Genomic DNA, 12210 nt, shown 5'->3' on the forward strand with positions numbered 1-12210 from the left:
CTCTCTAATTGCCTTCGTTGATCGTGAACGCCTGCGGATCGACGAGCATCATCATCATCATTCCGCCAGGGAAGATGTTGTTCGTGGTGATCTCGCGCTCATTGTGCGAATGCCACATGTAGGCGAATCCCGCTTCGGAAGTCGGCGGATTCGCGATCGTGCCGCTCGGCGGCGTCGTGCCCGTGAACGACGTCGCGCGGATCGTCGCATCGGGGCCGAGATACGGGCTGCCGCCGTACCACGGGCCGTTCGTCAGCACGCGCGCATCGGGCAACGTCACGGGGCCGCCGCTGCCGACATTGCCGAACGGATGCGCTTCGAGCGGCTTGTCGTGATCGGCGCACCACTCGTAGTAGTTCGGCGCATTGGGCGGCGCGGGCGGATTGCTGTTGACGGTGTAGTAGCCGTTCGCATCGGGAATGCAGACGCTGCCGTCGCCCGCCGTATGGCCGTAGACGTCCCAGTTCAGCCCCTTGCCCGTCCAGTAGAAGATGCCGTCCAATGCGAGGCCGGGCGTCGTGGTCGTCGTGAAGAGCAGCGGCCCCGCGAGCTTTGTCGCATCCGTCTTGCTCAGCAGCAGATTGCCGTCGCGCGCGAGCACGCGCACGTGATTGCCGTGCTCGTGGAACGGATGCTGCCAGCGGCCCGAGCCGATCACGCGCAACAGCACGAGTTCGCCCGGATGCATGTGCGGGTTGCCGTTGTACGGCTGATGCGGATACTGCTGCGCGTAGTTCGGGTCCATGTCGTCGGGCATCGAGCGGCCGTTGATCATGAAATACGCGGGGTGATAGGGCTCGGTCTCGACGGACATGCAGCCCGTCGGCTGCGAGCACTGCTTGCTCGCTTCCTGCTCGGCCTGCGTGTGGATGCGCAGGTCCATCTCCGAGAACTGGAACAGGTACTCGCGGTCGTAGCAGGCCGACGGAAGGTTGTACGCGGCAGCGGCATTGCGGTAGTCGGGCTGGCCGTCGGGCAGCGACCCCTGCACCGCGCGGCAGCCCGCCGGCACGGCGAGCGCGCCGGGCGCCGACGTCGGCAGCACGATGATCGCGCCCGACAGGCCCATCTCCACCTGCAGATCGCCCTGCGTGCCGCTGTAGTACGCGTGCGTGCCCGGCGTCGAGGCGACGAAGCTGTAGGTCACGCTGTTGCCGTGCGTCGCCTCGCGCGTGAGCAGGCCGGGCACGCCCGTGAGCGTCGTCGGACAGGTGCCGTCCGTGGCGAGCGCGGCGGCGCAGACCTGGAAGCCGGGAAACAGGATCGACGTGTTGCCCGCTGCTTCGGGCAGATTGTTCGTCAGCGTGACGGTGACGACGTCGCCCTGCTTCACGATCAGCGTCGGCCCCGGCACCTGCATGCTAGGGCAGGTCGCGCCGGGAATGCCGGCGGGAGAAAAGCCCGACGGCGCGGTGCGGCAGCCGTAGCCCCACGCGTAGACGCTCGTTCCGTCAGGCTGGCTGATGCGGTTGGCCTCGGCGCTGAGATCGAAGCTCGTGCCCGTGATGCCCGGCGCGGCCGCGTGCGCATTCAGACAGTACAGCAGCATGACGAAGGCCGCGCAGAAGAGCGCGTGGGCGAGCGTGAACCGCAGCGCCGGGCCGCGGCGCGCGTGTCTTGCGCGCGATAGGTTGTCGATGATGTTGCCCACGGCTCATCTCCTAGTTGCAGGACTTCGTGGTCGGGTCCACCGATTGACAGATGTGGACCTCGGTCATCAATCCGCCGAAGTTCTCGGCATCGTTCGACAGGTGATCGAGGTTCGGCGTGTACAGATAGAAGACGGAGCCCGCCGCGTAGCGCGTCGTGTCGCTCGCGTCGAGAATCACGTCGATCGACTCCCCGCCGCCGAGCGTGATCGAGTTGGTCATATAGGTCATGTCGTTGCCCGCGAGGTCGCGCAGCAGGCGCGCGTTGACACCGATCACGTGCATCGGAATCCCCAGCGAGGCGAGCGTCTGGAATTCGCTCGTGTCGAGGTCCGAGATTCGCAAGAGCGCCTTCCCGCCCGCAGGAATGTTGATGAGCGCGGGCAGCGGCTGCGAGAAGTGCTGCGAGCCGTCGGCGACGGGCGTCTGGATCGGACCTTCCGCGATGGTGTCGGGATAGCTGCGGCCGTTGAGCAGGAAGTACTTGTCCTTCTCGTCGGTGAACGGCTCCGGATTGAACGTCATGCCCACGAAGTGGAAGTTCGGATCGAAGCCATGAATCTGCAGCGGGTACTCGACGTCATAGGCCGTCGTGCCGTCGCCGTCGTTATACGCGTAGAGCGTCGGCGTGCCGCTCTTGTTATTCGCGTGCATGTAGCCGTTCTGCGGCGGCAGCGGCGTCGAGCAGAGAATGTCGTTGCCGCACGCGGTGCGCGGATCATTTTGCTGCTGCATCAGCGCGTCGTAGAGCTTCGCGCCGCCCGCCACGCGGTTCTGGCGCGGCCTCACGAAGATCTGCCCGACCATGCCCATCTGCAAATGCTCAGGCGGCGTGATGTGGCAGTGCCAGAAGTAGGTGCCGGCGTCGGGCGCCAGATAGTAGTACGTGAAGCTCGCGCCGATATTGATCGCGACCGACGCGTCCGGCACGCCGTCGTAGAACGACGACGCATTCGGATAGCCGTGGAAGTGCACCGTATGCTGCTCGAACAGGTCGGGCCGCATGATCATCCCGACGTTGGTCAGCGTGAGGAAGAACTCGTCGTCCTCGTCGATGGCCATCGTCGGCGCGGGCATGTTGCCGTTCATCACGCCCACGTCCATGATCTGGCGCGGATCGACGTGGCCCGTCAGCTGTCCCGGCGGCGTCGAGTCCGGATCGGGCACGAGGCCGATCGCGCCGTTGTAGTTGGGATCGGCGGCCGTGCCGATTACGTTGAACACCGACGCGAATTCGGTGCCCGGCAATCCCTTCTTGATATCGGCGAGACCCGACAACGGGCCGAATGCGAACAGATAGGTCTGCGTGCCGTCGGCCATCGTCGCATAGCCGTCGCCGCCCGAGATCTGCTGGCATTTGATCGCGCCGTTCACGACATTCGTCGGCTGAGAGGTCGGTCCCGTGAAGGACGGGCCCGTGTAGGCAGGTTCGCCCGCGCCGGCCGGCAGCACATTCGGATGCAGTGTGGTGGTGAGCGGACATTGCACGCGGAAAGATTGCGCGAAGGACGGCAACGCGAACAACAGTAGCAACAGCGCCGCCACGCCGTTGCGATATGCGAGGGTACTGAACATAGGACCTCCGCTGAGGAGTCGGTCAGCGCCGGGGGCGCGCTGCCGTCGGGCTCTGCGATCGCGGGACCAGGTGCATCGCCGCACCTTCCCGTATCTGGATTTTGCAGATGGGCACTGGACGGCGGGATGGGGCACCTCCCTACACTTGCAGTAGGGTTGACCCAACAGGAACGGGGGATACGCGGCAAGGCGCGCGCCGCGTATGGGCAGATGACGTGAGACTTTGCGCCGGGCGGGGGTGATAGCGTCCGTCGTATGAATGCTGCAAGCAGAACGAGGCGCGCGTGAGCACGGCACCACAGCAATTCGCGGATGCCATCGAAGCGGCATTACGGCCGCTCGCAAATCCGGAACAGGCCGCGAAGATGGAGCGGTACATGTTGAACCGCTACGTGTTTCTCGGACTGCCTGCGCCGGTGCGGCGCGCTGCCGTGAAGGCACTGATCGCGCAACAGTGGCAGTCGTCGCATGCGCTGCTCGACGCGGCCCGATTGCTATGGCACAAGGCAGAGCGCGAGTACTGCTACACGGCCATCGATCTGCTCATGCGACACCATCGTTTGCTATCGACCGACGATATCTCGACACTGCGCGAATTGCTCGAACAGGAATCGTGGTGGGAAACGGTTGACGGATTGACCTCGGTGATCGGTGCCGTGCTGCTCGCGAGCGACCGTGGCTCGGGCAAGGGGCACGCGTCGATGGACGAATGGGTACAGGACGCAAACTTCTGGGTTCGCCGCGCGGCCATGCTGCATCAGCGTGGATGGCGGCTGAACACCGACAGTCAGCGACTGTTCTGCTACGCGAAGCAATTGGCTGGCGAGAAGGAGTTTTTCATTCGCAAGGCCATCGGCTGGGCGTTGCGCGACTACGCCAGATGGGATGACACATCCGTGCGCGAGTTCGTACGCATCAACATGCGGACGTTATCTCCGCTAACCGTGCGAGAAGCGCTAAAACGGATTGATACCGGTTGGATGAAGCCATTGAAGCGGAAGGATGCGGCGCCAGGCAAGCCGTAGCGGTTCAGTGATACGCGATTGCTGCATCGGTACGCGCGCGAAAAACCAGAACCGGCGCAGCAAACCCGGTTTGCCGCGCCAGCGCGTGCAGTCGTCGCAGGCGAGATGGCCGTGCACCGAATCCGGTCGCGACATCGCCGCCGCATTGATTACGCGATCCGGTGCATGCAATGAATGCCCTCATCGACGCCCTACGTCAGCGCGTGAGTTCCCGAACCGTCTGCTCGGTGGTCAGGAGCGCGTGCGCGAGATAGCGATAGTTGATGATCGCGGCCAGATAGCCGTCACCATCCGGCAACCGCGGGCCTGCCGTAGCATCGCGCACCACCGCTACTTCGAATCCTTGTTCGATCAGCTCGCGCAAGTGTGACTCGATACAGAGATTCGCCGCCATGCCTGCCAGGATAACTTGCGACACGCCCTTCTTCCGAAGTTGCAACGCGAGGTCATTCGTTTCGGGACCGTAGACCTTGAGCGGCGACGCGATAATGGTTTTGCCATCGAGGATGTATGGTTTATACGCTTCCAGAAAATCCGCGCCCGGGTCGCGATAGATTTCTTTCAGCTCGTCGGTGGTTTGAGGAATGAGATGATGCGGGGCAGACGGCTTTGTATTGTCGTCTACGAAGTGCTGCAGTTCTTGTGGAGCGGGGATTTGGGCCATTGGAAGCTCCAGTAATGGAACATCCTGTGTAGCCAAAGATGCCTCTGCGAGGCTGGCAGGAAGGCGCCGCGGGGAGAAACGACCTGCTTCAACAAACCCTCGTCTTCCTCGAGATCCATCGCATAAATCGTGTGCCTGTCGTCCTACAAACCATGGAGAGGCTGTACGCAACCACTACCACGCAACCGTTCGACATCGAAAAGAGACATGGGTCAGCCGCACTTCGACCACGGGGGTTCCTGGCAGATGTGAAACGCCCGCCTTGCAGGACGCCGCTCACGGCCGCGCAGGCAGTGCAGCGCTCGCTCGGTCCGCGCGATGAAAGGCCCAGATACTGATGAGTGCATCAAATAGTGCGTAATTGCTTACGCGGCATACCGGACGTGCTTTTCCTTGAACAGGTTGCGGATCACGTGAGGCTCCATTTGCCGACGATGCAGATGACGGCGAACGCCGTCGATCATCTCCGCCTTGCTGGTGGGTCGACTCTTGCCTAGCACATTAGTCTTCACGTCCTGGTTGAGCAGCTCGTCAGGATTGAGCTCAGGGCAATATCCCGGCTGTTGAACCAGACGCAGACGTTGAGCATGATCGGCGACGAATCGCCTGACTGCTCCGGACCGATGCACGGGATGGCCGTCGATAATCAGATAGATCTTGTGCGCGGCCTGTTTGAGCATGCGCTTCAGGAATTCGATGAACGTGGCGTTCCTGAACTTGCCCTCGAAGACCATGAAGTTCAATGCCCCGCGGTTGGTGATGGCCGAGATCATGTTGCAGCCGAAGCGTTGTCCCGTCGCGCGCACCACTGACGTTTGCTCTTTGAGTGCGAAGCTCGTGCCGCTGATGTGATCACTACGCAACCCCATTCCGTCGCCCCAGTAGATCGTCGCCTTCTCCTGCTTCGCCTCTTTCGCGATCTGCGGATAGTCTTCGTTCAGACAGCGCGCGATGCTCGCATCGTTTCTCTCATATGCTCGCCGTACCGGCTTCTGGGCACTCATGCCCCACGCCTTCAGGTATCGACCGACCGTCCACGCAGACACCTTGATGCCATACTCCCGCTCGATGAGCTGCGCCACCGATTCGCGGGTCCATAGGTAGAACGGCAACGCCAGCTGATCCGGCATCCGTTCGATGATCAGCTTGCGGATTCTCACGGCCTGCCAGTGATCCAGCCGGCCACTTCCCGGCCGACGCCCACGCTTGCCTGGCCTGAGCGATCTCAAACGCCGAAGACGAGCCAGCTTCAGCGGGGTGCAGACGCTCGCGCGACGAAGTACCCGTCCGTCAACAGGACGGCAAACCAGCGCCAGCGCTTCCAGCAACTGTCTAACAAGCAAAGGAAAATTCGCAAGTAACCCCTGTGCGCCCTGAATGTTGAATTTGCGCTGTACCCACAGAACATGCGGCACGAGCGTGTGCACATCACCGCCTGGCACAAGATAGTTCCGGAAAAAGCCTTTCGTGGCGGCGTCCAATGCGAAACACATGGCGGCGGCAGCAAGGCTGGCAAGCATTCGCTCGGTACGGGCATGGTGAGGTCCGCGAAAACGTTGAAATCAGGGGGGAATCCCGGTTTAGCAAGCCTTCTTATCCGCGACTTCCCTTCACGTATCGTGTCGTGAAAATACCTCACTCAGGTAAGGACAAATGTGTGCGAGTTATCGTATGGATGAAGTGCGAGAGCACAGGAAAGCTGTTCAAGAACGAAACCGACTTCATTGCCCATCAGAAATCGTTGAGCAAGTCTTTGCCGCCCTCGCTCGTTTCCGGTGAGCTGCAACGGCTTCATGAAAGCCCATCCGGGGCAGTGCTCACCACGCGGGGCGCGTCTCGTCACCGAGCTTCCTTTCTGGAATGGACGCCATGGTGAGGTGCATTTGCGCCAACGCCATCGCAAGGAACTGGGCGCTGAGGATGAGGACAGCGCAAGCCTTCGGTGCTGCCGGTACCACGTCTCTTTGGCAATCGCGCCAGGAGGAGACGACACCTCTCTCTCGTAGGACGGGCACCACGTAGGGTCGAAGGCCACGAGGACTCCCGTGCGGAATCAGGCTGCGAGCAGCGCTCGCCCTAACCCGATAAAACCGTCAAGCGCACCGAGCCCGGCGAACACGACCAGCACCATCCAGCCCGATGCTTCAAGCTCGGTTCCTTTGCGCCACTCCCTTGCGACCGTTCCGAGAAGGACAGCTGCGCCGAGGAAATGTCCCCTGAACGCCCACCCATCGAATGGCCCGTAATTGCGCATGCCCCCCTGGCCGGAAACGCACTTTCGACAAGTTCCGGAAGTTCGTCCACCCCGAAGTCGTACATGTGGAAATGTGCGGCCTACGGCTGCTGCGTGGCGTTGGCGTAGAAGTCAGCGCCTTGGCCGAGGTCGTAGGCTGTATCGTCGGCGACGCCTTCGCGCGGGCTCATATCTGGCGCGACGACGATGATGCCGTGCTCCGCGGCATACCGCTGCGCGCCGCTCTTGTTCTGCTCCGTGCAGGTTAGGCCCGAGAGCCACCTCCCTTCCTGAGCCCAACCAACAACCGCTTGAGCCCATAGTCTTGCGGCCCACGCCGGGGCAGTTTTTTCGGCACGGGCATTACGGACAGGAGCAACGCTACCGCACAGACAGCAGCACAAGCAACGAAATAACAGCATTCACACACGGGGAACATCATGAACTTCATTTTCGGTACGACGCTGTATGAGTGTATGAGCTAGCGCACGGACACGCCCCCGCGCGGACGGGGAAACTGGGCATTCGCGTTTACGCGCAAGGCGGAGACTGACAACTATTTTTTGCCTACTCGATGATGTACAGCGACGCGAAGAAAACAGCAGGAGAAGCAAAGCGACGCAATGCAACCCTCATCATGGTGTGCGCATGATGAGCGCGCTCACTTTCTGGCTGTCGAGCGCAATGGCCGGCGCTGGATTCGGAACGTCCAATGTGTTCGGAGATCTGTTCGTCTGGTCGTCCGTCCTGCTACTGCTTGTGTCGATTGCATTCGATAACGAATAGCCGATCTGACAACAAAACGACAAAGCCCGCAAGCGGGCTATTTTTCGGGCGTCGTCATCATAGCGCGTTCGCTCCTGACAATGTGCGCACGATGCCCGGAACATAGCCCCCGGACCACGGTGGCAAGCCCGCTCGACCCGTCAAGCGCCAGTTTGCAACTCAAAAAACCTAGATACGAGACACCCTCCAGGGCAGACTCTCGGACATAGAGCGCGGCAGGTTCACAAGACGGAACCCTGTAATGTGGTAACCAACCCACGGATATCAGCCGGATCCACCGTCGACATTACAGGCTGCGCCGCCCCCAGCAGATTCAACGAAAAGCGAAAAACGCTCAGAACAGAACCTTGCGGTACTTGACCGCGAAAGTCATATCAGTATCTAAATGAATGACATTTCCTTTAGGCAATGTCCACATCTCACTTCAAGAAAAATAAGCACGAGCCCTCCCATGCGATTGAATGGCTATGGCGCCCGGTCGCGAAAATCGGCGTCAAGTCATCGAGCGCACGATTTTCGACCGTCGTGCATCTTCTTCAATGCGGTTCACCATTGCATCGCATTCGTCGCGACTGACCGTGAACGTAGCGACGCCAGCCGCTTACGAGAAGCTGTGTTTCGCAGACGTCAAGCTGATTTCGTCGCGTGTGCCTTGCCCTGATGCGCCAGCAGTGCCGGTCGTCCTGACGATGGAGATACGTCAACGCGACGCATTCCTCGACGATCGCTGCATAGCGAGCACGCTGGGCATCAATCTGTGTGTCGCTGTCCTATCATGGCCTGAATCTCGAATTGAACCTCCCGGCATTTGCGGCGCAGCGCGGCCACTTCTCCGCCATTGCTTACGCCTTTGTCCGACGCCCCGGTGGACGCGCTTGACGCTAAGGCAATGCTGATCGTGCGACACGTGTTGCTGCCCATAGCTTGTCGAACATTAAGTAGTGAGGGCAGCAAAGCTCGTTCTTGTCTTGTCGCATCCCAAGCGCCGAAGCAAGGCGTTCGGAATTGCAACCTGTTGTAAGACCGACAGCTGCCTTCTATCCGGACATGCTCAACTGGTAACGGCTAGGTATGAAGCTTTGGAGAAACGTCCCTCTCGATTGACGGCTCACCTCGGTGACGGGGACGGTCGACACTGCCAGCCGCCGTGCGGTGTGAGGTGCCAGGCAAGTTCCGCATGCGCAACGTAAGTGAATTGTTGATAAACCTCGTTATCGCAGAAGGACCAAAGCGGCCGACAGGCCCTGACCAAAAGGTGTGCAGCCGGTTGCTTCTGTGATCAGAAGGAGCACGTCGTCATAAGCGCTGCCGGGGAATAGACAGACGCTAAACGGATAGACCTGGGAAAAGTCGGGTCGGCAAGAATGGGAACGTGGTAAGCCCGATTCTCCGCCAAAGGTTCAGAACCTCGAATCCGTGGCAGGCGACCTGCGAGGGAAGCTGTTGGGGAAGCGGGTAAGAGAACGCGGAAAAGGCGAATGCCGCTCTGCATAGAGCGGATAGGGGTTCGAACTTTGCCCCAGCTCGAAAGGGCGCAGACTTCCGCGTGGTTCGGCTGTCGCAGGCTCATATTTGAGGTTCGATGTAGGGAAGCTTGGAAGAGACTGCCGTGTTGCAGTTCAGCGCCCTCGTCTCAGCAGGGGGATGGACCAACGAAATGATATCTGCGAAGGTCTTGTGCAGTCTGGCGAGACCGGTATCAGCTGATGGTGCTTTAGCCGTGCTTGAGCCGTTTGCAGTGAAAGTCGCTCGGGAGGTTCTTTGGCTAAGGTTTCCCCACATCTCATGCGCAGCATTTAGTTAGCGACGCATGATTCGCTTGTAAACCGCCGCGGGCAATGTTAAGGAAGGTCTGCAAAAGTCCTGGCATTGACGCCCCGTTCAGCTATCCTGGAAGCATCGCGAATTAGTTGAGGAGAAGAGTAATGTCGCAGTTGGGTCTTGGCCTGGATCTGTCAACCAAGCGCACGCGCAAGCGGGAATTTCTCGATGAGATGCGGCGTGTCGTGCCTTGGTCGAAGCTGATTGCGCTGATCGAGCCGCACTATCCGGCAGGCAAAACCGGACGGCCGCCTTTCCCGATCGCGACGATGCTGCAAATTCATTTTATGCAGCAGTGGCTCGGTCTCTCGGACCCTGCAATGGAAGAGGCGCTGTACGACGTGCCGCTGTATCGCGAGTTCGCGGGTCTCGACGGCGGCATGGTGCGTTTGCCGGATGAAAGCACGATTCTCCGGTTCCGACATCTGCTTGAAACACATGGACTGGCCGCGCAAATGCTCGCACTGGTCAATGAGATCCTGACGGAGAAGGGCTTGATGCTAAAGGCTGGATCCGCAGTCGACGCCACCCTGATTGCCGCACCCAGTTCGACAAAGAACGGTTCCGGCACCCGGGATCCGGAAATGCACTCGACGCAGAAAGGCGGCAACTGGTATTTCGGAATGAAAACGCACATCGGCGTCGACGCAGACTCCGGACTGGTTCATACAGTCATTGGAACGGCGGCCAACGTGCACGACACCACCGTTGCCCAGGCGTTGCTGCACGGCAAAGAGACGGATGTCTATGCTGACGCCGGGTATCAGGGAATCGAAAAGCATTGTGAAGCAGACGCAGCTCGTTGGCATGTTGCGATGAGACCGGGCAAGCGCAGACTACTGGACCTGAGTGATCCTCTGGACGCGATATACGATCAGATCGAGCGGCTCAAGGCCGGTATCCGTGCCAAGGTTGAGCATCCGTTTCGCGTCATCAAGCGGCAGTTCGGCTATGCGAAGACCCGCTATCGCGGTTTGATGAAAAACACTGCCCAGATCACCACGTTGTTCGCTTTGAGCAATTTGTGGATGGCGCGCAGAGCTTTGCGAAACGCTTAGACCGTGTTAGGAATTTTTTGTAGAACCTGGTACCCTGGAGGGATGACAAGAGAGAAACGCAAACCCTACCCGACAGACGTGTCCGACGAAGAGTGGAGCTTCGCGGCGCCGTATCTGACGTTGATGGATGAAGCAGCACCGCAGCGCAAGTACGAACTGCGAGAAATGTTTAACGCGTTGCGCTGGATCGTGCGTGCTGGTGCGCCATGGAGAATGATGCCCAACAACTTTCCTGCGTGGGAGCTGGTGTACCAGCAGACCCAGCGCTGGCTGCAGGCGGGCTGCTTTGAGAACATGGTCTGCGACTTGCGCTCGATCATCCGTGTGGCGCAAGGACGGCAGGGCCAGCCCAGCGCCGTGATTCTGGATGGCCGGACAATGCAGTCCACCTGCGAGAGCGGTCCGCGCGCGGGCTATGACGGCTACAAGCGCAAGCGTGGCAGCAAGGTCCATATTGCAGTCGACACGCTGGGACATTTGCTCGCAGTGCACGTAACGCCCGCTAACGAGCAGGAGCGTGCGCAGGTGGCAGAGCTCGCGCGACAGGTGCAGGAAATCACGGGAGAAACGGTCAAGGTGGCCTTCGCGGATCAAGGATACACAGGTGAAGACGCTGCGCAGGCCGCCAGCAATGAAGGCATTGATCTGCAGGTCATCAAACTGCAGGAAGCAAAGAAAGGTTTCGTGCTGCTGCCCCGGCGATGGGTAGTCGAGCGCAGCTTTGGCTGGCTCAACCGCTTTCGCCGCCTCGCGCGAGACTATGAGCGATTACCTGAAACCCTTGCCGGGCTTCATTTCGTGGTCTTCGCCATGCTTATGCTCGTGCATGCAGTACCAGTACTTCAAAGTTCATAACACGGTCTAAGATAAGGTCGGTGTGGCCACTTGTCTCACCGGCACAGCCCCTGACCGGTGACCGTACCGGGAGATTTCCGCACAAGGAATGTCGTCGCCGTTCAGACTGCGATGCGTGTGGAAGATCACCGCTACGAAAACGACTTCTGCAGACCTTCCTTAACATCAATCGCTGCGAGTTAACAGCCCCCGTGCATCATTTTGTTAAAGGTTCTACTAAGGCCAGAAGCGCACGGTGCCGCCAGGAAAATCGATAGTGCCTGCAATGCGTCGAATGCGTCCCGCACGAACTTCGGCGCATTGCGCTCGATTTCCAGCCCGTCACATATTGGCAACTTGCGCCACAGGCACGCTAATGCGTGCGGGCCATTACTCGACGTGCAGCGATGGACCAGCGATTAACAGACCGGCGTTTGACAGTGCATTCTCGCTCGGCGCGCGTCCATATTGGGGGTAGAACTCTGTGCTACAGCCATTCTGCAAAGCCCTTTGCGCCTATTTGATGGCATTTCCGATGGCCGCCGGTTTCCAGCCTCGCGAATGC

General features: G+C 60.0%; 6 protein-coding genes and 2 pseudogenes. 3 read left to right on the forward strand and 5 right to left on the reverse strand.

Annotation, left to right across the window (positions count from 1 at the left end; all coding sequences use genetic code 11):
- Nucleotides 1-4: 4 nt before the first annotated feature.
- Nucleotides 5-1549, reverse strand: coding sequence for a multicopper oxidase family protein (locus VSR68_RS36385; RefSeq protein WP_342944399.1), 1545 nt, complete (start codon nucleotides 1547-1549; stop codon nucleotides 5-7).
- A 112-nt stretch (nucleotides 1550-1661) separates the two neighbouring features.
- On the reverse strand, nucleotides 1662-3224 hold the full coding sequence (locus tag VSR68_RS36390; protein WP_342944365.1) for a multicopper oxidase family protein: 1563 nt from the start codon (nucleotides 3222-3224) through the stop codon (nucleotides 1662-1664).
- A 284-nt stretch (nucleotides 3225-3508) separates the two neighbouring features.
- On the opposite strand from VSR68_RS36390, the gene VSR68_RS36395 reads away from it, so the two are divergent.
- Complete coding sequence (locus VSR68_RS36395; protein ID WP_342944366.1) at nucleotides 3509-4249, forward strand: DNA alkylation repair protein; 741 nt, start codon at nucleotides 3509-3511, stop codon at nucleotides 4247-4249.
- Nucleotides 4250-4445: 196 nt separating this feature from the next.
- On the opposite strand, the pseudogene VSR68_RS36400 reads toward VSR68_RS36395, so the two are convergent.
- The 3 genes and pseudogenes from VSR68_RS36400 to VSR68_RS36410 form a co-directional block, all read right to left on the reverse strand.
- Nucleotides 4446-4793, reverse strand: a pseudogene (locus tag VSR68_RS36400) (isochorismatase family protein); the annotation flags it as partial.
- A gap of 485 nt (nucleotides 4794-5278) precedes the next feature.
- The gene (locus tag VSR68_RS36405) at nucleotides 5279-6433 is read right to left on the reverse strand and encodes an IS630 family transposase (protein WP_342944367.1); all 1155 of its coding nucleotides are present in this window, start codon (nucleotides 6431-6433) and stop codon (nucleotides 5279-5281) included.
- Nucleotides 6434-7136: 703 nt separating this feature from the next.
- Nucleotides 7137-7442: pseudogene (locus tag VSR68_RS36410) on the reverse strand (alpha/beta hydrolase-fold protein); the annotation flags it as partial.
- Between the two features lie 2415 nt (nucleotides 7443-9857).
- Between VSR68_RS36410 and VSR68_RS36415 the strand changes: the two are divergent.
- Together VSR68_RS36415 and VSR68_RS36420 are read left to right on the forward strand one after the other, a co-directional pair.
- Nucleotides 9858-10811 (forward strand): IS5 family transposase, encoded by a 954-nt coding sequence (locus VSR68_RS36415; protein WP_342944368.1) that lies wholly within the window; start codon nucleotides 9858-9860, stop codon nucleotides 10809-10811.
- Between the two features lie 42 nt (nucleotides 10812-10853).
- Nucleotides 10854-11666: an IS5 family transposase gene (locus VSR68_RS36420; RefSeq protein ID WP_342944369.1), complete on the forward strand. Its 813-nt coding sequence runs from the start codon at nucleotides 10854-10856 to the stop codon at nucleotides 11664-11666.
- Nucleotides 11667-12210: the final 544 nt, after the last annotated feature.

It is taken from the genome of Paraburkholderia phymatum (assembly GCF_038900715.1).
Classification (GTDB): Bacteria; Pseudomonadota; Gammaproteobacteria; order Burkholderiales; family Burkholderiaceae; genus Paraburkholderia; species Paraburkholderia phymatum_A.